The organism is Sphingobium sp. 22B, from assembly GCF_001580035.1.
GTDB classification, from domain to species: domain Bacteria; phylum Pseudomonadota; class Alphaproteobacteria; order Sphingomonadales; family Sphingomonadaceae; genus Sphingobium; species Sphingobium fuliginis.
Map to the genome: position 1 here is coordinate 35,188 of NZ_LTAB01000030.1, position 18,258 is coordinate 53,445.

Sequence of the window (18,258 nt, forward strand, 5' to 3'; positions counted from 1 at the left end):
CCATGGCCGTCTATACCCAGGTTCCCGCCGAAGAGATCGACGCTTTCCTCACCCGCTACGACGCCGGACGCCTCGTTTCCGCCAAGGGCATTGCGGAGGGGGTGGAGAACAGCAATTATCTGCTGGAGACCACCGGCCCGGACGGCAATGGTCATCGCTATATCCTCACCCTCTATGAAAAGCGGGTGAATGAGGCGGACCTGCCCTTCTTCATGGACCTGCTCGACCATCTGGGCGCACGCGGTTGCCTCGTCCCCCGTTTCATCGCGGACCGGGAAGGCAGGCGGCTTCAACAGCTTGCCGGTCGCCCTGCCTGCCTGATCGAATTCCTGACCGGCATCTCCGTGACCGAACCGACCGCGGGCCAGGCCCGGGCCGCGGGCGCGGCGCTGGGCGCGATGCACCGGGCGGCGGAGGGCTTTGCCGGCACGCGCCGCAATGCCCTCGATCTCCCCGGCTGGCATGATCTGGCCGCCAGATGCGGCGGGGACTTCGACCGGATCGCGCCGGGTCTCAAGGCCCGCGTGGCGGAGGAACTCGCTTTCCTCGACGCCCATTGGCCCGCCGAGCTGCCTCGCTCCGTGATCCATGCCGACCTCTTCCCGGACAATGTGCTGATGCTGGGCGATCGGGTGACGGGCCTCATCGACTTCTATTTCAGTTGCACCGACATCCGCGCCTATGATCTGGCCGTCACCCACAGCGCCTGGGTGTTCAGCAATGACGGCGCGACATGGCACGGCGATCGGGCGGCGGCGCTGGGTGCCGGCTATCGGGAAACGCACGGCCTGACCGAAGCCGAACGGGCCGCCTTTCCCGTCCTCTGCCGGGGTGCGGCGCTCCGCTTCCTGCTGACGCGCGCCTATGACTGGATCAATACGCCCGCGGATGCGCTGGTGACGCGCAAGGACCCGCTGGCCTATCTGCGCCGCCTGGAATTCTACGCCGCTGCCGATCCGGCCATGCTGCTCGGCGCATGAGCACCCTTCCCCAGGTCGAGATCTTCACCGACGGCGCGTGCAAGGGCAATCCCGGCCCCGGCGGCTGGGGCGCCGTGCTGCGCTTTGGCGAGACGGAGAAGGAAATCTCCGGCGGTGAAGCGCAGACGACCAACAATCGCATGGAGATGATGGCCGCCATGCAGGCGTTGGAGACGTTGAAACGTCCATGCCAGGTGACGCTCTATACCGACAGCAAATATGTGATGGATGGCATCACCAAATGGGTGTTCGGCTGGCAGAAGAATGGATGGAAGACGGCCGACAGGAAGCCGGTGAAGAATGCGGAACTCTGGCAGGAGCTGGTCAGGGCCGCGGCCCGCCACAAGGTGACGTGGCAATGGGTGAAAGGCCATGCCGGCCACCCCGAAAATGAGCGGGCCGATCAACTCGCCTGCGCGGCGGCGGAGCAATTCCGCAAGTAGATGGGTTGACCCAGCCGACGGGCAGCGCCGCTGCCCCCCTCGACTGGCTCCATCCCGTCAGGATTGGACGCCATCCTCCCCATCCAGGGGGTTGCGGCCGAATATATTGCCCGCCGGATAATAGCGGCAGACGAGATAGTCGTAGCTCTGCCCCTCCGCCAGGGCGCAGCCGACCTTGCGGGTGCCGCGCCAGATGATCTGGGTATAATGGCCGACATCTTCCCATCGGCCGGTGACGCTGAGGTCGGGCAGCTTGCCGCTCCGCCGGAACAGCCGCTTCTCATCGATGAAGGAGCCCACCATCAGCTGATAATCATAGAGGCCGCGCGATCCCATCCAGAGATTTTCGCCGCTGGGAACGGCGCGGCTGGCGCGGGCGGAATGGCGGAAGATGTTGGTCTGCGCCATCTGCCGGGCATAGCGGGCCGCATCGGCGGCCAGGGCGCTATCCCAGGCCAAGGGCGAAAGCCCCAGCGATCCCCGTTCCTCATTGTGCATGCCCAGCACGACGTCGCGCATCAGACCCTCGTCCCGATCCGCTTCCTCAAGACCGTAATAGGAAGCGGGCCGGGCGGGAGGCAATTGCCGCGCCACGGGCGACGGCTCCGCGCCGCCCTGCCCCGGCGCTGCCGCCAACAGGCCGAGCAGCGCTAGCCGCGCAGGCCAAAGCCGTTTAAGAAGGCCCCCATTCATGCCGCCCGACCCCTTTATCCCCGCTGCCGCGCCCGATGAGCCCCTGGCCTTATATGTGCATTGGCCATTTTGCGTTTCCAAATGTCCTTATTGCGATTTTAACAGTCATGTCCGGGCCGAGATCGACAGCGATGCCTGGCGCGCGGCGCTGCTGAGCGACCTTGCCCATGAAGCGGCGCTGAGCGGCGGCCGGCCGCTCTCCTCGATCTTCTTCGGCGGGGGCACGCCGTCGCTGATGCCGCCCGACATCGTGGAGGCGCTGATCGACGCGGCCACGCGCCATTGGCGGCTGACGAGCGACATCGAGATCACGCTGGAGGCCAATCCCAGTTCGGTCGAGGCCGCCCGCTTCGCGGACCTGGCGGCGGCCGGGGTGAACCGTGTGTCTCTGGGCCTTCAGGCGCTGGAGGATGAGGCGCTGCATTTCCTCGGCCGCGCCCATGACGTGCGGGAAGGACTGGCGGCGCTAGACGTGGCGCAATCGGTGTTCGGCCGGGTGAATTTCGACCTGATCTATGCCCGTCCCGGCCAGAGTCTGGCGGATTGGGAAAGCGAACTGGCGCGCGGACTGTCCTTCGGCACCGATCATCTCTCGCTCTATCAGCTCACCATCGAACCGGGCACCCGCTTTGCGACGCTGGTGGCGCGGGGCGAGTTGAATCCCGCCGATCCGGACCATGCCGCCGACCTCTACGAACGGACGCAGGCGATGACCGCCGCCGCCGGCATTCCCGCCTATGAGATCAGCAACCACGCCCGGCCGGGGCAGGAAAGCAGGCATAACCTCACCTATTGGCGCTATGGCGACTATGTCGGCATAGGCCCCGGCGCCCATGGCCGGCGCGATGGGCTGGCGACGCTGCGGCACAGGAAACCGGAAAACTGGATGAACGCCGTCGCGCGCAATGGCCATGGCCTGCAAAGCGAAGACCCGCTCGACGGCCACGACAGGGCCAGGGAAGCGCTGCTGATGGGGCTGCGGCTGGGCGAAGGGGTAGAGCTGGAGAGGATTGCGCGGATGTCGAGGATGGCGGTCGAGGCTCTGGTGGATGCCGAGGCGGTGGCGCGGCTGGCCGGCCATGGGCTCGTGCGGCGAGAGGGTCAGCGGCTCCGCATCGAGCCTGCCGGGATGCTGCTGCTCGACGCCATCCTGCCGGAGATCGTGGCGGTCTGAACGAGGGGCGCGGCATCCGCCACGAACGCGTCATGCTGAACCCGTTTTCAGCATCCATCCTGCCTTCAGGCGGCCTATGCCTGCGGAGAGAAATGGATGCCGGAACAATCGGGGCAGGCAGGTGCATGGGATAGTGGCGGCGGCGCCCTCCGGATCTCGCCCGTCAATCCTCGCCATCCATATGCGCGATCTCCTTGTCCAGATCGCGCAACACCTCGGCCCGGACCTTGTCCGACATCCGCGCTGCCGCAGCGATCTGGGCGCGGGCGGCCATCAGTCCGGCCCGGGCGGCGCGATGGGCCTGCGCCTCGATCTGGTCCTGGCAGATGCGGACGCGGATATGGCGGCGGCCATCGGCATCCACCGTCTCCCGCTGGCTTACGCTCTTGCCGTTCTCGCAGCCATTGGCGACGTCGACATGCGGCACCATGCGGCGGATTTCAGCCTCGCTCGGCATGGCGTGGCTCAAGGCGCGGTCGCCCTCGTCGCGCAGGCCGGCGGGCGGCGCCGGGGGAACCGGTGGCGCCGGCAGCGCCATGTCGGCAACGGGCGCCGGAGGAGCAGGCGGAGCGGGAGGCGCCGGCGGCAGGACGGCCATCTCCTCAGCGTCTCTCGCATCGGACGAGGACGGGGACGGGGGCGTGACCGCGGCTTTCGGCGCTTCGGTCAGGGCGATCTCGCTGGCGGAGGCAGGCTGGGCGACCAGATCGGCCAGCCTGCCGAAGTTCATCGAATCCACCTTGTCGGTGATCGCGGCGACCTGCTGCGCCGCCCGGCTGCCGGACGCGGTCAGCGCCAGGCCGGACGCGGTCACCAGGGCGACCGCCGCCATGCCCCAGCTGATGCGGCGCAGCGACACTTCATGGGCAGAGAGCATTTTCAGCCTCCCTTTGAGTGCGGTTATGCGATTGAGATGACAGGCGCCGGCAAACTGGCGGCCGCCCGCAGCCTTCAAGATGGCGCGGCCATAGGCATGCGCCTGATCCCGGCCGTAGAGCGACAGGACCCGGGCATCGCAGGCCTGTTCCTGATCCGCCCGATAGGCGCGATAGGCGATCCACGCGACGGGATTGCACCAGTGCAGGCCCAGCAGCAACAGCGCGACCATATTGGCGACCAGGTCGCCGCCCTGATGATGGGCGCGCTCATGGGCGATGGCCATGGCCTGTTCCTGGGGATCGAAACGCAACGCGAAATCAACGGGCAGCACGATGACGGGGCGGAACACCCCGAAGGCGAGCGGTCCGCCCGCCTGTGGGCTGCTGACGATGCAAATGCGGCCTTCTTCCCCGATCGGCGTCGCGCCCTTCAGGATGAAACGCCGGAAGCGGACATAGCCGGCCGCCTGGACGATCAGAAAAAGGACCACGCCCAGCAGCCAGATCGACACCCCGATCTCCAGCCAGGGAATGCTCCAGTCCGACCTGACCGGGAGCGCCACCGGCGCCGCATCCAGCAAGGTCGGCAAGCCCGCCTGGTCAACCGCCCGTTGCAGGGGCGAAGGGCTGGCGACCTCTCGCGGCAGGGCCGGCAAGGCCATGCGAGCGAAGGGCAGCAGCCATAGCCAATAGGCCGCCCCTGCACCCAGCCAGCGCGCCACAGGCTGCCGCAGCAGCATGACCAGCGCCATCAGCAGGGTCATGGCGATCAGCGTTTCCGCGATCCAGACGCTCATGATTTCAACCCCTTCAGGATTTCCTCAAGCTGGGCAATATCTTCCGCCGTCAACTGGTCTTGGCTGGCGAGCTGGGCCACCAGCGGCGACACCCGCCCGCCGAACAGCCGGTTCACCAACCGCCCCGACTCGCTGGCAACATACTCCTCCCGCGCGACGAGCGGGCGATATAAAAAGCGACGGCCATCCTGATCGGCGGCGATGACGTCCTTGGCCATCAGCCGGGACAGCAGCGTCTTGACGGTCTGGACGCTCCAGTCGCGCCCGGCGGCGACACGGTCCGCGACATCAGCGGCGGTCTGCGGCGCTCGTTCCCACAGCGCTTCCATCACCACCAGTTCCGCTTCGCTGATCTTCTCGCTCAAGGGACTCGTCCGCACCAGAATCGACTACAGACGTAATCGCATTGATTACATCTGTAGTCAAGTGCATGTCATGAACTGTCGGTGCGGTTTACAGCGCCGGTATCGGCCGGACAGGCATTAACCTTTTCAAAGCGCGGGAACGGGCTATTCGCGATGGTTCGCACAGGCTTTGCGTCGTTTCAGGCATACCCGATCGTTCGACTACCCGGGAGGATGCGGCACCAGTCTCCGCCGCATCCTCCCACCCGGGTTTCCCGTGCAGCGCCAGGCCTTAAACCAGACCTGTCGACTGCCTTGCCTCGATGGCGGCCGAACTCGTCGAAGAAGGACCGGTCTCGACGGCCATGTTCCCATACGGCCTTCGACAAGCTCCGTCCCCTCTCAGCATCCCGTCATCCGAAGGGCCGCATCAGGACCTGGCAGGCATGAAAAAGGCGGCCCGGATAACCGAACCGCCCACCCATTCGCTTTAGCCAGCGCTCAATTGGCCGCGGCGACGCCCTGATCGGCCATCAACTGCTGCAACTCGCCGGCCTCGTACATTTCCATCATGATGTCGCTGCCGCCGACGAATTCGCCCTTCACATAGAGTTGGGGAATGGTCGGCCAGTCGGAAAATGCCTTGATCCCCTGGCGAACCGCCTGATCCTGCAAGACGTCGACGCTTTCATAGGCGACGCCCAGATGTTCCAGAATCGCAATGGCGCGGCTGGAAAAGCCGCATTGCGGGAACAGTGGCGTGCCCTTCATGAGAAGCACGACATCATTGCCGTTGACGATCTCCGCAATCCGCTGCTGCACGGCGTCGGTCATTATCTGGGTCCATTCCTGTCAGGCGCCGCTATCAAGGCGCATTTCGTCCAATGGCCGTTAATTGGGAACGGCGGTGGTCAGTTGCAAGGCGTGGAGCACGCCGCCCATGCGGCCGCCCAGCGCGGCATAGACCGCCCGCTGCTGCGCAATGCGGCTCATGCCCCGGAAACTCTCCGCCACGACACGCGCCGCATAATGATCGCCATCACCGGCAAGGTCGGTGATCTCGACCTCCGCATCGGGGATCGCGGCGCGGATCATGTCCGCTATTTCCTCGGCTGCCATCGGCATGGCGAAAGGGTCCTGATGCTTATTGGGCTTCGATGAACATGCGGCGGGCGATGACCTGCTGCTCGTCCAACGCGGCGCGAACGCCTGCCTCGTCGATGTCGATGCCCGCCTGCGTCATATCGCCCAGCAGCTTGCGGATCACATCCTCGTCGCCCGCTTCCTCGAAATCGGCCTGCACGACCGCCTTGGCATAGGCGTCCGTTTCCTCGGGGGTCAGGCCCATCTTCGCCGCCGCCCATTCACCGAGCAGGCGGTTGCGCCGCGCCTGGATGCGGAACTGCATCTCCTGATCGTGCGCGAACATATTTTCAAAGGCCTTTTCGCGGTCGTCGAAGGTTGTCATGCCTGTGCCCTGTAAAAGGTGAAATGGATCGTCCGATCCGAAATAGGAAGATCGGGACGCTTACGCAACGGCGGGGACGAGCCAGGGACGCGTTCCGGCGTCCTTCGCCTCGAACGCGCCGATCGCGTCCGCCTGCCCCAATGTCAGCCCGATCTCGTCCAGACCGCCGAGCAGGCAATGCTTGCGGAAGGGATCGATCTCGAACTGAAAGCGGTCCTGAAACTGTGTCGTGACGGTCTGATGCTCCAGATCGACATGGATGGGGTCCGTCCTGGCCACCTCCATCAGCCGGTCTATCGCCTCCTGCGGCAGGACGACCGTCAATATGCCGTTCTTGAAGGCATTGCCGGAGAAAATGTCCGAGAAGCTGGGCGCGATCACCACCTTGATGCCAAGGTCGGCCAGCGCCCAGGCGGCATGCTCGCGGCTGGACCCGCACCCGAAATTGTCGCCCGCGATCAGGATCGGGCTGCCCGCATAGTCGGGATCGTCGAAGACATTGCCCGGTTCCTTGCGCAGCACTTCGAAGGCGCCCTTGCCCAGGCCCGCACGGGAAATGGTCTTGAGCCAATGCGCCGGGATGACGATGTCGGTGTCGACATTCTTCATCCCGAACGGATAGGCCCGGCCGTCGACGATATTCAGCTTTTCCATCAATGCGCCTGCTTGCTCGCCGGGCGCGGCGTGTCTTCCGCGCGCCCCAGGGTCGCCGCCATGGCGGCACTTGCCAGCGCGCCCAGCGCCAGCAGCCAGAATACCTTCTTCATGCGACCGCCTCTCCCCTTTTTTCACCCATCAGTTCGCGTACGTCCGTGAGATGTCCGGTGATCGCGGCAGCGGCGGCCATGACGGGCGAGACGAGATGCGTCCGCGACCCCGGCCCCTGCCGGCCCATGAAATTGCGGTTGCTGGTGGATGCGCAGCGCTCGCCGGCGGGCACCTTGTCCGGGTTCATGCCCAGGCAGGCGGAGCAACCCGGCTCCCGCCATTCGAAACCGGCTTCGGTGAAGATGCGGTCCAGGCCTTCGGCTTCCGCCTGGCGCTTGACCAGCCCGGAACCGGGCACGACCATGGCATGCTTGATGCCGCTGGCGATCCGGCGGCCCTTCAGCAGGCCAGCGGCGGCGCGCAGATCCTCGATCCGGCTGTTGGTGCAACTGCCGATGAAGACATGTTCGATCGCCACATCCTCCATCCGCTGTCCGGCGGAGAGGCCCATATAGTCGAGCGACTTCTGCGCGGCCGCGCGCTTGGAGGCGTCGGCAAAGCTTTCCGGATCGGGCACCACGCCAGTGACCGGCACGACATCTTCGGGGCTGGTGCCCCAGGTGACGCTCGGCACGATGTCGGCGGCGTCGATGACCACGCTCTTGTCGAACACCGCGCCTTCGTCCGTCGCCAGCGTCTTCCAATAGGCGATGGCGGCGTCCCACTCCGCGCCCCTGGGAGCCATCGGGCGGCCTTCCAGATAGGCGAAAGTCTTTTCGTCAGGCGCGAACAGGCCGGAGCGCGCGCCGGCCTCGATCGACATGTTGGCGACGGTCAGGCGGCCCTCGATCGACATGTCGCGGAAAGCGGAGCCGCGATATTCCATGACATAGCCAGTACCGCCCGCGGTGCCGATGCGGCCGCAGATCGCCAGCGCCACATCCTTGGGGGTGACGCCATAGCCCAACTCGCCCTCGACCACGACTTCCATCGTCTTCGACTGTTTGAGCAGCAGCGTCTGGGTGGCAAGCACATGCTCCACCTCCGACGTGCCGATGCCGAAGGCCAGCGCGCCCAGCGCCCCGTGAGAACTGGTATGGCTGTCGCCGCAGACCAAAGTCGTGCCCGGCAGGGTGAAGCCCTGCTCCGGCCCGACGACATGCACGATGCCCTGTTCGGGGTCCGCATCCCCGATCAGGCGGACGCCGAATTCCGGCGCGTTCCGCTCCAGCGCCGCAAGCTGCTGCGCGCTTTCCGGATCGGCAATGGGAATGCGGCGGCCCGCGGCGTCGCGCCGCGCCGTGGTCGGCAGGTTGTGATCCGGCACCGCCAGCGTCAGTTCGGGACGGCGCACCTTGCGCCCGGCGATCCGCAGCCCCTCGAACGCCTGGGGACTCGTCACCTCATGCACAAGATGGCGATCGATGTAGATCAGGCAGGTTCCATCGGGACGGCGCTCGACGACATGCGCGTCCCAGATCTTCTCATAGAGTGTGCGGGGCTTGACCATAGTGATTTCCCCCTAGACCCAGACAGGACAGGGGAAAAGGGGAAAAGCGGCCATTTTTTGCTGACGCTGGAGATAGCCCGACCGCAGGACGCCGCGCCAACGGGTTAGCCGGACGCGGCGTGCACGCTGGACATCGGGCTCAAATCGCCCGGTCGTCCCGCACGATGCGCCCCGCGGCGCCGAGTTCCGCTTCATGGCTTTCCTCGCGCCAGGTTTCGGCCAGCGCCGCGCTTTCCCATTCGCGCATCGCGGGCAGCGCCAGCATATGATCGACCCAGCCAAGCGCCACCGGACCGACATCGAGGCCATAGGTGCGCACCCGGAAAACGACCGGTGCATAGAAGGCGTCGGCGGCAGTGAAGACGGGCCCCGCCAGGAACGGCCCACCGAAGCGGGACAGCCCCTCCCCCCATAATTCGGTGAGCCGGGCGATGTTGCGGTTCAGGGAGGGAGAAGGCAGGTGCGGTTCCACCCGCACGCCGACATTCATCGGGCAATCATTGCGCAGGGCGGCGAAACCGCTGTGCATTTCCGCCACGGCCGATTGCGCCCACGCCCGCGCGGCTTCTTCCTTCGGCCAGACTTCCGCATGCCTGTCCGCCAGATAGAGCGTGATGCCCAGCGAATCCCAGACGGTCCGGTCCCCGTCGATCAGGGCAGGAACCTGGCCCGTTGGCGAAAATTCGCGAAAGGCAGCGTAGTTTTCGGCGGCGGCGAATGGCGCCATCCGGTCTTCGAAGGCTATGCCCAGCGCCTTCATCAGCACCCAGGGGCGCAACGACCAGCTCGAATAATTCCGGTTGGCGGTGACGAGGGTGTAGGACATCGGCTTCTCCCGGTAGAACGGAGCGTCCGGAATAGACCTGCCTGCCGCCCGGCGAAAGCCGGAACGGGACAAGGGTTTCACAAGCTGGCCTTATGCAAAAAAACGGCCCGGAGCGCGAGGCTCCGGGCCGCCAAGTCCTTCCACCCTGATCACGGGAACTGCACTCCCGCGATCCGGACCGTTCGGCAGCCTTCGGGCTGCAAACTGGTTCCCGCCGCAGCCCCTAGGCGGCGAACTGATTCATCGTGTTGTGCGCGCCGCCGGCCTTCAGCGCCGCTTCACCCGCGAAATATTCCTTATGGTCGTCGCCAATGTCCGAACCGGCCATGTTCTGATGCTTGACGCAGGCGATACCCTGGCGGATTTCCTTGCGCTGAACGCCCTCGACATAGCCGAGCATGCCTGCCTCACCGAAATATTCCCTGGCAAGATTGTCGGTCGACAGAGCGGCAGTGTGATAGGTCGGCAGGGTGATGAGGTGATGGAAGATGCCGGCCCGCGCCGCCGCATCCTTCTGGAAGGTGCGGATCTTCTCATCGGCCTCGCGGCCCAGGTCCGTCGCGTCGTAATCGGCGCTCATCAGCTTCGCCCGGTCGTAGGCGCTGACATCCTTGCCCTCGGCGGTCCAGGCGTCGAAGACCTGCTGGCGGAAGTTCAGCGTCCAGTTGAACGAGGGCGAGTTGTTGTAGACCAGCTTCGCATTGGGCACGACTTCGCGGATGCGGTCGACCATGCCGGCGATCTGCTCGACATGCGGCTTTTCGGTTTCGATCCACAGCAGGTCCGCGCCGTTCTGGAGCGAGGTGATGCAGTCGAGCACGACGCGGTCCTCGCCGGTTCCGGTGCGGAACTGGAAGAGGTTCGACGGCAGGCGCTTGGGACGGAACAGCTTGCCGCCGCGGGCCAGCACGACATCGCCGCGCAGGCTGCCCAAGTCGGTGACCTCCTCGACGTCGAGGAAGCTGTTATACTGGTCGCCCAGGTCGCCATCTTCCTTGCTGTAGGCGATCTGCTTGGTGAGGCCGGCGCCCAGCGAGTCGGTGCGGGCGACGATGATGCCGTCGTCGACGCCCAGCTCCAGGAAGGCGTAGCGGACCGCGCGGATCTTCGCGAGGAAGTCCTCATGCGGAACCGTGACCTTGCCGTCCTGATGGCCGCACTGCTTTTCGTCCGAAACCTGATTCTCGATCTGGATGCAGCAGGCGCCCGCCTCGATGAACTTCCTGGCCAGCAGGTAGGTCGCCTCGGCATTGCCGAAGCCCGCGTCGATGTCCGCGATGATCGGGACGACATGGGTTTCGTAATTGTCGATGTCATGGCTGATCTTCTGCGCCTTGACTTCGTCGCCGGCTTCACGGGCGGCGTCGAGGTCGCGGAACATCATGCCCAGTTCGCGGGCGTCGGCCTGGCGGAGGAAGGTGTAGAGTTCCTCGATCAGCGCGGGGACGCTGGTCTTCTCATGCATCGACTGGTCGGGCAGCGGGCCGAATTCGCTGCGCAGCGCGGCGACCATCCAGCCGGAGAGGTAGAGGTAGCGGCCCTTGGTCGTGCCGAAATGCTTCTTGATGCTGATCATCTTCTGCTGGCCGATGAAGCCGTGCCAGCAGCCCAGCGACTGGGTGTAGTTGGCCGGATCGGCGTCATAGGCGGCCATGTCGCGGCGCATGATGCCGGCGGTGTAGCGCGCGATGTCGAGGCCGGTGTGGAAACGGTTCTGGAGACGCATGCGGGCGACCGATTCGGCCGCGATGCCGTCCCAATGGCCCTGACCCCCGATGGTGGCGCCAGCCTTCGTGATTTCCTGTTGGTAGGTCATGACAGCTCGATCCCATGAACGATGTGGTGAATGAATGGCGTTTTTCTAATCGGGCTTTCGCGGGTGCGGCAGGGGGCGTGAAGTTCAGTTGTAGAACTTTACAAGAATTGCATGTAAAGTTGTAAAGGCTGCACAGGAGCGCTTGACGAATGGCCAAGGATCGACCGGTTTACATGGGGCCGCGGCTGCGCAGGCTGCGGCGCGAACTGGGTCTGACGCAGGCGGACATGGCGGCGGATCTGGAGATTTCCGCCAGCTATGTGGCGTTGCTTGAGCGCAACCAGCGGCCGCTGACCGCCGACATGCTGTTGCGCCTTGCCCGCACCTACAAGATGGACATGAGCGAGCTGGCGGGCGACGGCGGCGCCGAGCAGACCGCGCGATTGCAGGCGGTGTTGAGGGACCCGATGTTCGCGGACATCGACCTGCCGGTGCTGGCGACCGGGGATGTCGCGGTCAATTATCCGGGGATCACAGAGGCTTTGCTGCGGCTGCACACCGCCTATCGCGAGGAGCAACTGGCGCTGGCGGACCGGGGCGTGGAGCGGGAAGATGCCGCCGAGGCGCCCGATCCGGTGGCCGAATCGCGGCGATTCCTGGGCGCGCGGCGCAACAGCTTTCCGCTGCTGGACGATGCGGGGGAAAAGCTGGCGCAGGAGGTGGAGGCGGCGGGGAGCCTGTCGGCATGGCTGAAGGCGAAGCATAATCTGCGGGTCCGGCGCCTGCCGCCCGACGTCATGGCGGGATCGATGCGGCGGCTGGACCGGCACCGCGACGCGGTGCTGCTGGACGATGCGCTGGACGGGGCGAGCACCCAGTTCCAACTGGCGTTGCAGATCGCCTATCTGGAGATGCGCCGCGATTTCGACGCGGTGCTGAAGGACGGCCAATTCGCGAGCGAGAGCGGGCGGCGGCTGACCCGGCGGGCGCTGGCCAGCTATGGCGCGGCGGCAATCCTGATGCCCTATACCGCCTTCGCCAAGGCGGTGGAGGCGCGGCGTTACGATGTGGAGGCGCTGGCCCGGCAGTTCGGCGCGAGCTTCGAGCAGACGGCCCACCGCCTCACCACGCTGCAAAAGCCGGGGCAGGAGCGCGTTCCCTTCTTCTTCCTGCGCGTCGACCATGCGGGCAATGTCAGCAAGCGGCTGGACAGCGCGGGCTTTCCCTTTGCCCGCCATGGCGGCTCCTGCCCGCTCTGGTCGGTGCATCATGCGTTCGAGCGGCCCAGGGAATTGCTGACGCAATGGCTGGAACTGCCCGACGGGCAGCGATTCTTTTCCATCGCGCGGACGGTGACGGCGGGCGGCGGCGGCTGGGGCGCGCCGAAGATCGAGCGGGCGATCGCGCTATGCTGCGCGGCGGAGCACGCCCATCGGCTGATCTACACGACCGGCGAGGCCACGCCCGAACCCACGCCGATCGGCGTCACCTGCCGCCTGTGCCATCGCAGCCAGTGCATGGCGCGATCCGCCCCGCCCATCGGGCGCGACATGCTGCCGGAGGATTTCCGGCGAACCCACGCGCCCTTCGGTTTCGCCGACGGGTGAGCGCGGCGGCGGCGGATCGTGGCGGGTCCGGCTGACCTGCGCCGGACCCGTCCGCCCCTTTTTGGCTTCAGCGCGGATCAGGCCCGCGCACATCGTCCTGCCTCAGCCGCGAGACCGAAGGCGCCATGCGGTGATCGACCGGCTCGTGCACCAGATCGTCGAACAGCGCGCGATAATGGATCATGGCGCGGCGCAGGTCTTCGGTATCCGCGTCGCCCCGCGCATGGCGCAGGGCGATGTCATGGGCCGCGCGATAATTCTGGACGACTTCGGGATGGTCCACCGACAGGTCGGCCGAACGCTGCTCGAAGTCCACGACGGGATAGCCGCGCACCTCCATCACCTCGGCCAGCAGCACGTCGGCCCGCGAGACCGCGCCCTGCGGGTCGTCGACGAACTGCGCCTGCACCCGCACCCAGGCGTCGGTGAAGGCATCGGCCTGTTGCGGCGAAAGCGGACGGATGGGGAAGGCGGCGACGCGCTTCTCACGCTGTTGCAGTTCCGCCTCCGCCTTGCGCGCGCTTCCGGTCATTTCCACGGTCCGGCCATATTCCGGGCCGAACCGGGCGCGCAGATCGGCGCGGCGGCGATGGGCGACGGCCATGACGGCGACCGCCACGACAAGAACAAGCGCCAGAAGCGCCAGGCCGACTTCCAGCGGGGTCAGAGTGACCATGACATCTCTCTCCTCCACGGCCTTCGCAAAGCCGCTGTCGACGCCCGCCGCCTGCACGGGAACAACCTGTTTTGCCCGGCTTTGTTCCGGGGTCGAGAGAGGCGCCGATGGCCCCGGAAAGCTAACCCTCCATAAGATCGAGATAAGCCACCACGTCATTGTCCGTGGCGAGGAAAAGGCCGTCCTGCACATCCTGCGGCTGCTGCTCCGCGATGCGCAGGGCTTCGCTCAACGGGCCGTAAAAGAGCGTCGTCGCCGCGCCGCCGCCGTCAGCGTCGCTAAGATGATAGAGGCGGACGGTGGCCGAGTTGTAGGTGGTGCGCATGGGCGGGGATTATCGGCGCGGCGGTCAGGCCATGCAAGTCGGATCGGATGCATTTCGGGGTGAGAGGCAACCTTTGCTCCTCAGATCGCAACCCGCCAGCCGTCGAGCGGCTGAATGGTGGCGCAGGACGGGCCGTCATCCCTGGCGCGGCCGGGCAAGTGACATTCCAGCGCCGCAGGCGGCGCAGCCTGTTCCAGAAGATCATGAGAAATATCGTGAACGTCGATCTTGGCACGGCGGCTCCACGGTGACGCAGGATCGCCGGCCTGACCGCCGATGGCGATATAGACGAAGCGGCGTTCTGGACCTTCCCGGCGGACGAACTCGCCGCTGAGCTTCGGCCCCGGCGCGAGCTGGACCGGCACATCGAAGCGAAGGGCTTCGTTGCGCGCGACCACCGGGCCTACCGGCGCACCCTTTCTGTCTTGCAGGCTATAGGTGACATCCGGAACCGGATTGTCGATCACCAGACGGAGAATGATCGTCCGCTTCGCCATGATCGCTTGCCCTCCAATCGCTTCGGAAAGGGTCAAGCTTATAGGAGCAAGCTTATAGGAGAATGCGAGCCGATGGCGGAATTCGGCGCCGTCAGCGGCGATCGGTGATCCTGATGCCGCTTGCCAGACGGTTCGGGCCGATCTTCACCGCGTCGTCGGTGAAATTGGCGACGAAGCTGCTGTTGCGCTGCAACCCCGGCACGAAGGAGGCGCGGTTGTTCGCGATGGAGAGGTTCGTGCTGTCCTGCTCCCGCCCCTCCGGCGCCACGGTGATGAAGGCGCTGTAATTGTCCTTGTCGCGGCCCTGCACCATTTCATTGCCGCTGATCGTCCCGCTCGCGCCGTTGGAAAGGTCGATCATATAGTTGGTGAGCCGCCCGCCGCTGTCGTCGAAACTGTTGTCGGTGATGGCGACGCGGGGCGTGCGGGTTTTCAGATAATGACCGCCATCGCCCTGGTCGAAGCGGGAGCGGGTGACGGTCAGGCTGCCGTAGCGGCCCGCATAGATGCCGTGGGCGCAGGCGAGGTCGCGGTCGCAGCGCCCCAGATGGCGGAAGGTCGACCTGTCGATGCTGATCGCGTTGCCCGGCGCGTCGCCCGTCAAAATGCCTTCCTCGCTGTTGCGGAACAGGCTGTTGGCGACGGTCAGGTTGCCGCTTTCCAGCCGAATGCCCGCGCCATTGCCATCGGGCACGCGCAGATTCTGGAAGATGAGGCCGTCTATGGTGCTCGACCGGCCGCGCAGCACCAGCGCCGCCTTCTGCTCGCAGGCCACGCCGTCGAGGATGGCGGTGCCCGGGTTCTGCGCGCGGATGGTGACGTCGCCGCCCTGCTGCACCGCGCATTGCGCATAGCTGCCCGGCGCCACCAGCACCGTGCCGCGGCCATTGCCGATCGCCCGGATCGCGTCCCCCAGCGTCGCATAGCTTCGCCCGCTTTCCGCCACGGTGAAGGGCGACGTCACCCCCTGCGCCAGCGCGGTTGCCGTCACGGCGGCGGATACAAGCAGGAGAGTCGAAAAAAGGCGCATATCCAAGGATATAGAGGAGCGCCTTTCTGCGGCCAATGCGGAGTCATGGTTAATGAAATATTGTTCCGCTATGGGACAGCGGGAAAACGCCCCCTTGCGCCCGGCCTAGAGCCAATCGACATTCAGAAGATGACGAGCCGAAAATGGCGGTTTTCCGTGACCCGGAGCGCAGCGTACTCAAGGTACGTGAGCACCGGAAGCACGGAAAAGCGTCATTTGCAGGCCGTCAGGGCTGAATGTCGATTGGCTCTACTCCCGCGATTCCGCGACTTTGGCCGGTCCCCGCACATGCCGCATCATGACGGTTGGCGCGGGCGCGGTTGCGGGTTAAGCCTTGTCCGGACATGGTTTCCGCCCCCTCCCGTCCCTTTCCCGCCTGGCTGACCCTTTGCGGAGCCGCCCTGATGGCGGCGATGACGGGCGGCTGCTCTGACGAGGGGAGCGGACCGGTGACGGTCAGCGTGATCGGCAGCCCCGCCGATTTCGCCACGCCCCTGGAGAATCTGCCGGACCCCGGATCGAAGCTGTTCCTGGAAACCACCGCGCAGGGGCTGGTGGCGTTCGATGCCGGCGGCGAGATCCTGCCCGCCCTCGCCCAGCGCTGGATCGTGGAGGACGATGGCCGCAGCTATATCTTCCGCCTGCGCCGCGCCTTCTGGCCCGATGGCAGCAAGGTGCTGGCGAAGGATGTCGGGCGGCTGTTGACCGCGCGGATAGAGGCGCTGCGCCGGCTGGACCCCGCCGGGCCGCTGGACGCGGTGCAGGACGTGGTGGCGATGACGGGCGAGGTGATCGAGATCAGGCTGGCGGCGCCGCGCCCCTATGTGTTGCAGATGCTGGCCCAGCCGCAGATGGCGATCCTGTCGCGGGAGGGGGGAACCGGCCCCTATCGGCGGGAGAAGCGGGGCGGCGTTCCGGGGAAGGCGCTGGTGCTGACGCCGGTGGAGCGGGCCACGAACGAATCCGGCGACGAACTGCCGGTGCCCGCCTGGCAGACCCGGATCGTCCGGGCGGAGCGGGCCGCGCTCGCCATCACCCGTTTCCAGCAGGGCAAGGCCGCGCTCGTGCTGGGCGGGCGCTTTTCCGACCTGCCGCTGCTGGTGCCGGCGGGGGTCGACCGCGACGATGTGCGGATCGATCCGGTGCAGGGGCTGCTGGGACTGGCGGTGACGGGCCGGAGCGGGGCGAGCGGCAAGCTGCTGGAGGATGACGGCGTGCGGCGGGCGATCAACATGGCGATCGACCGCAGCCGCCTGCCGGTGATGTTCCCCGTCGGCGGCTGGGCCACGACGGAGCAGATCGTGCCGGGCCAGCTCGACCTGCCAGCGCCGCCCGCCGTGCCGGATTGGTCCCGCCTGTCGCAGGATGAACGCTGGGCGCAGGGACAGGCGGTCATGAAACGCTGGCGCAGCGAGCATGGCGATCCGCCGGCGTTGCGCGTGGCGCTGCCCAGGGGGCCCGGCTCCACCCTGCTGTTCGGGCTGGTGCGGCATGACCTGGGCATGATCGGCCTGGCTGTCGAGCGGGTCGACATGGCGGCCGATGCCGATCTGCGGCTGGTCGACGAGGTTGCGGCCTATGACAGCGCGCTCTGGTATCTGGGGCGGATCGGCTGCGCCCGGAAGGTGCATTGCTCGGCGGAGGCGGAGGCGCAATTGCAGGCGGCGAGCCTTTCCGCCAGCCTGGACGAGCGCATGGCGCGGGTCGCGCAGGCGGAGGCGCTGATGCAGGCGCATAACGGCTTCATCGCGCTGGGCGCGCCGGTGCGCTGGTCGCTGGTGGCGCGGCGGCTGACCGGCTTCATGGCGTCGCCCCGGGCGCGGCACCCATTGAACCATCTGTTCAGGAGCACCAACTAGAGCATCGAAAGCCGATGCTTGGAGGACGGATGATGGCGATTTCGCAGGACCAGTTCGACCGGATCGTGCGCGACATGCCCGGATTCGGCCGCGATCCGGCTTCGGTGCGCAGGCGGATCGAGATGATGGAGGCGATGCTGGAGGGGCTGTTCGTCCTTCCCGGCACCAACCGGCGGGTCGGGCTGGACAGTCTGGTCGGGCTGATCCCCGTGGTGGGCGATTTCGCCACGGCCGCCATGGGGGCGTGGATCGTGTGGGAAGCGCGGAACCTGGGCATGTCGAAATGGCAGCTCACGCGCATGGCGGCCAATGTCGGCTTCGATACGTTGATCGGCGCCATTCCCTTTGCCGGGGATGTTTTCGATTTCTTCTACAAGTCGAATACGAAGAATCTGCGCATCATCCGCAACCATCTGGACCGGCATCATCCATCGACGGTGATCGTCGAGGGTTAGGGCCGGTCGACGGTCCGTTGAATGGCGATCGATCCTGGAGCGTTTTCCAAGCAGATGGAATCATCTGCTGACTCGGAAAACGCGACAAAACAAAAACTTGGAGCAGTCGAGCCGATGCAATCGGATCGGAATCTGCTCTAGGGTTTGTGGGGATTCATCGTGAGTTGATGATGGCTGCGGCGAGATAGATCATTGCAGAGAAGCTCTGGTCGGTTTTGCAGGCACGCATAGC

Annotated in this window: 20 protein-coding genes; 6 read left to right on the plus strand and 14 right to left on the minus strand. The window is 66.0% G+C overall.

What is annotated here, in order from left to right; translation table 11 throughout:
- Positions 1–2 precede the first annotated feature (2 nt).
- Both thrB and rnhA read left to right on the plus strand, forming a co-directional pair.
- Positions 3–980, plus strand: a complete 978-nt coding sequence (thrB, locus tag A0J57_RS20700; RefSeq protein ID WP_061939097.1) for a homoserine kinase — start codon at positions 3–5, stop codon at positions 978–980.
- A complete protein-coding gene (rnhA, locus tag A0J57_RS20705) occupies positions 977–1,423 on the plus strand; it encodes a ribonuclease HI (protein WP_025546973.1) in 447 nt (148 codons plus the stop codon). Before thrB ends, rnhA begins: the two co-directional genes overlap by 4 nt.
- A gap of 57 nt (positions 1,424–1,480) precedes the next feature.
- Here the strand turns inward: rnhA and A0J57_RS20710 are convergent, their stop codons facing one another.
- Positions 1,481–2,116, minus strand: a complete 636-nt coding sequence (locus A0J57_RS20710) for a CAP domain-containing protein (RefSeq protein WP_235600924.1) — start codon at positions 2,114–2,116, stop codon at positions 1,481–1,483.
- Here A0J57_RS20710 and hemW point away from each other — a divergent pair.
- Positions 2,115–3,290, plus strand: a complete 1,176-nt coding sequence (hemW, locus tag A0J57_RS20715; protein ID WP_061939100.1) for a radical SAM family heme chaperone HemW — start codon at positions 2,115–2,117, stop codon at positions 3,288–3,290. The genes A0J57_RS20710 and hemW overlap by 2 nt on opposite strands.
- 163 nt (positions 3,291–3,453) lie before the next feature.
- Here hemW and A0J57_RS20720 read toward each other — a convergent pair whose 3' ends face one another.
- The 9 genes from A0J57_RS20720 to A0J57_RS20760 all read right to left on the minus strand — a co-directional run bounded on the left by A0J57_RS20720 (position 3,454) and on the right by A0J57_RS20760 (position 11,637).
- On the minus strand, positions 3,454–4,965 hold the full coding sequence (locus A0J57_RS20720) for a M56 family metallopeptidase (protein ID WP_061939102.1): 1,512 nt from the start codon (positions 4,963–4,965) through the stop codon (positions 3,454–3,456).
- Complete coding sequence (locus A0J57_RS20725) at positions 4,962–5,330, minus strand: BlaI/MecI/CopY family transcriptional regulator (RefSeq protein WP_025546982.1); 369 nt, start codon at positions 5,328–5,330, stop codon at positions 4,962–4,964. Before A0J57_RS20725 ends, A0J57_RS20720 begins: the two co-directional genes overlap by 4 nt.
- A 480-nt stretch (positions 5,331–5,810) precedes the next feature.
- A complete protein-coding gene (gene grxD / locus A0J57_RS20730; protein ID WP_061939104.1) occupies positions 5,811–6,143 on the minus strand; it encodes a Grx4 family monothiol glutaredoxin in 333 nt (110 codons plus the stop codon).
- 57 nt (positions 6,144–6,200) lie between these two features.
- A complete protein-coding gene (locus tag A0J57_RS20735) occupies positions 6,201–6,434 on the minus strand; it encodes a BolA/IbaG family iron-sulfur metabolism protein (protein WP_025546986.1) in 234 nt (77 codons plus the stop codon).
- Between the two features lie 19 nt (positions 6,435–6,453).
- Positions 6,454–6,777 carry a DUF1476 domain-containing protein gene (locus tag A0J57_RS20740; RefSeq protein ID WP_025546988.1) on the minus strand — a complete coding sequence of 108 codons (324 nt, stop codon included), beginning with the start codon at positions 6,775–6,777 and terminating at the stop codon, positions 6,454–6,456.
- 60 nt (positions 6,778–6,837) lie between these two features.
- Positions 6,838–7,431, minus strand: a complete 594-nt coding sequence (leuD, locus tag A0J57_RS20745; RefSeq protein ID WP_048575443.1) for a 3-isopropylmalate dehydratase small subunit — start codon at positions 7,429–7,431, stop codon at positions 6,838–6,840.
- 109 nt (positions 7,432–7,540) lie between these two features.
- Positions 7,541–8,995: a 3-isopropylmalate dehydratase large subunit gene (gene leuC / locus A0J57_RS20750; protein WP_061939106.1), complete on the minus strand. Its 1,455-nt coding sequence runs from the start codon at positions 8,993–8,995 to the stop codon at positions 7,541–7,543.
- Between the two features lie 139 nt (positions 8,996–9,134).
- On the minus strand, positions 9,135–9,821 hold the full coding sequence (locus A0J57_RS20755) for a glutathione S-transferase family protein (protein ID WP_061939108.1): 687 nt from the start codon (positions 9,819–9,821) through the stop codon (positions 9,135–9,137).
- A 223-nt stretch (positions 9,822–10,044) separates the two neighbouring features.
- Entirely contained in the window at positions 10,045–11,637 is a 1,593-nt protein-coding gene (locus A0J57_RS20760) for an isocitrate lyase (RefSeq protein ID WP_025546991.1), read from the minus strand.
- Between the two features lie 149 nt (positions 11,638–11,786).
- Here A0J57_RS20760 and A0J57_RS20765 point away from each other — a divergent pair, with 149 nt between their 5' ends.
- The gene (locus tag A0J57_RS20765) at positions 11,787–13,184 is read left to right on the plus strand and encodes a short-chain fatty acyl-CoA regulator family protein (protein ID WP_044660152.1); all 1,398 of its coding nucleotides are present in this window, start codon (positions 11,787–11,789) and stop codon (positions 13,182–13,184) included.
- Positions 13,185–13,251: 67 nt separating this feature from the next.
- On the opposite strand, the gene A0J57_RS20770 is transcribed toward A0J57_RS20765, so the two are convergent.
- The 4 genes from A0J57_RS20770 to A0J57_RS20785 all read right to left on the minus strand — a co-directional run bounded on the left by A0J57_RS20770 (position 13,252) and on the right by A0J57_RS20785 (position 15,712).
- Positions 13,252–13,860 carry a hypothetical protein gene (locus tag A0J57_RS20770; protein WP_048575476.1) on the minus strand — a complete coding sequence of 203 codons (609 nt, stop codon included), beginning with the start codon at positions 13,858–13,860 and terminating at the stop codon, positions 13,252–13,254.
- 121 nt (positions 13,861–13,981) lie between these two features.
- Positions 13,982–14,185, minus strand: a complete 204-nt coding sequence (locus tag A0J57_RS20775) for a hypothetical protein (protein ID WP_025546994.1) — start codon at positions 14,183–14,185, stop codon at positions 13,982–13,984.
- A gap of 80 nt (positions 14,186–14,265) precedes the next feature.
- Positions 14,266–14,682: a DUF5990 family protein gene (locus A0J57_RS20780; protein ID WP_025546996.1), complete on the minus strand. Its 417-nt coding sequence runs from the start codon at positions 14,680–14,682 to the stop codon at positions 14,266–14,268.
- Positions 14,683–14,773: 91 nt separating this feature from the next.
- On the minus strand, positions 14,774–15,712 hold the full coding sequence (locus A0J57_RS20785) for a right-handed parallel beta-helix repeat-containing protein (RefSeq protein ID WP_061939110.1): 939 nt from the start codon (positions 15,710–15,712) through the stop codon (positions 14,774–14,776).
- Between the two features lie 344 nt (positions 15,713–16,056).
- Here A0J57_RS20785 and A0J57_RS20790 point away from each other — a divergent pair, with 344 nt between their 5' ends.
- The gene (locus tag A0J57_RS20790) at positions 16,057–17,571 is read left to right on the plus strand and encodes an ABC transporter substrate-binding protein (RefSeq protein ID WP_044660155.1); all 1,515 of its coding nucleotides are present in this window, start codon (positions 16,057–16,059) and stop codon (positions 17,569–17,571) included.
- 32 nt (positions 17,572–17,603) lie between these two features.
- Positions 17,604–18,026 carry a DUF4112 domain-containing protein gene (locus A0J57_RS20795; RefSeq protein ID WP_025547000.1) on the plus strand — a complete coding sequence of 141 codons (423 nt, stop codon included), beginning with the start codon at positions 17,604–17,606 and terminating at the stop codon, positions 18,024–18,026.
- Positions 18,027–18,258 lie beyond the last annotated feature (232 nt).

Excerpts from the sequence above, each read along its gene's own strand:
- thrB (WP_061939097.1), top strand. The coding sequence starts at position 3 with ATGGCCGTCTATACCCAGGTTCCCGCCGAAGAGATCGACGCTTTCCTC.
- rnhA (WP_025546973.1), top strand. The coding sequence starts at position 977 with ATGAGCACCCTTCCCCAGGTCGAGATCTTCACCGACGGCGCGTGCAAG.
- hemW (WP_061939100.1), top strand. The coding sequence starts at position 2,115 with ATGCCGCCCGACCCCTTTATCCCCGCTGCCGCGCCCGATGAGCCCCTG.
- A0J57_RS20710 (WP_235600924.1), bottom strand. The coding sequence starts at position 2,116 with ATGAATGGGGGCCTTCTTAAACGGCTTTGGCCTGCGCGGCTAGCGCTG.
- A0J57_RS20720 (WP_061939102.1), bottom strand. The coding sequence starts at position 4,965 with ATGAGCGTCTGGATCGCGGAAACGCTGATCGCCATGACCCTGCTGATG.
- grxD (WP_061939104.1), bottom strand. The coding sequence starts at position 6,143 with ATGACCGACGCCGTGCAGCAGCGGATTGCGGAGATCGTCAACGGCAAT.
- A0J57_RS20735 (WP_025546986.1), bottom strand. The coding sequence starts at position 6,434 with ATGCCGATGGCAGCCGAGGAAATAGCGGACATGATCCGCGCCGCGATC.
- A0J57_RS20740 (WP_025546988.1), bottom strand. The coding sequence starts at position 6,777 with ATGACAACCTTCGACGACCGCGAAAAGGCCTTTGAAAATATGTTCGCG.
- leuD (WP_048575443.1), bottom strand. The coding sequence starts at position 7,431 with ATGGAAAAGCTGAATATCGTCGACGGCCGGGCCTATCCGTTCGGGATG.
- leuC (WP_061939106.1), bottom strand. The coding sequence starts at position 8,995 with ATGGTCAAGCCCCGCACACTCTATGAGAAGATCTGGGACGCGCATGTC.
- A0J57_RS20755 (WP_061939108.1), bottom strand. The coding sequence starts at position 9,821 with ATGTCCTACACCCTCGTCACCGCCAACCGGAATTATTCGAGCTGGTCG.
- A0J57_RS20760 (WP_025546991.1), bottom strand. The coding sequence starts at position 11,637 with ATGACCTACCAACAGGAAATCACGAAGGCTGGCGCCACCATCGGGGGT.
- A0J57_RS20765 (WP_044660152.1), top strand. The coding sequence starts at position 11,787 with ATGGCCAAGGATCGACCGGTTTACATGGGGCCGCGGCTGCGCAGGCTG.
- A0J57_RS20770 (WP_048575476.1), bottom strand. The coding sequence starts at position 13,860 with ATGGTCACTCTGACCCCGCTGGAAGTCGGCCTGGCGCTTCTGGCGCTT.
- A0J57_RS20775 (WP_025546994.1), bottom strand. The coding sequence starts at position 14,185 with ATGCGCACCACCTACAACTCGGCCACCGTCCGCCTCTATCATCTTAGC.
- A0J57_RS20780 (WP_025546996.1), bottom strand. The coding sequence starts at position 14,682 with ATGGCGAAGCGGACGATCATTCTCCGTCTGGTGATCGACAATCCGGTT.
- A0J57_RS20785 (WP_061939110.1), bottom strand. The coding sequence starts at position 15,712 with ATGCGCCTTTTTTCGACTCTCCTGCTTGTATCCGCCGCCGTGACGGCA.
- A0J57_RS20790 (WP_044660155.1), top strand. The coding sequence starts at position 16,057 with ATGGTTTCCGCCCCCTCCCGTCCCTTTCCCGCCTGGCTGACCCTTTGC.
- A0J57_RS20795 (WP_025547000.1), top strand. The coding sequence starts at position 17,604 with ATGGCGATTTCGCAGGACCAGTTCGACCGGATCGTGCGCGACATGCCC.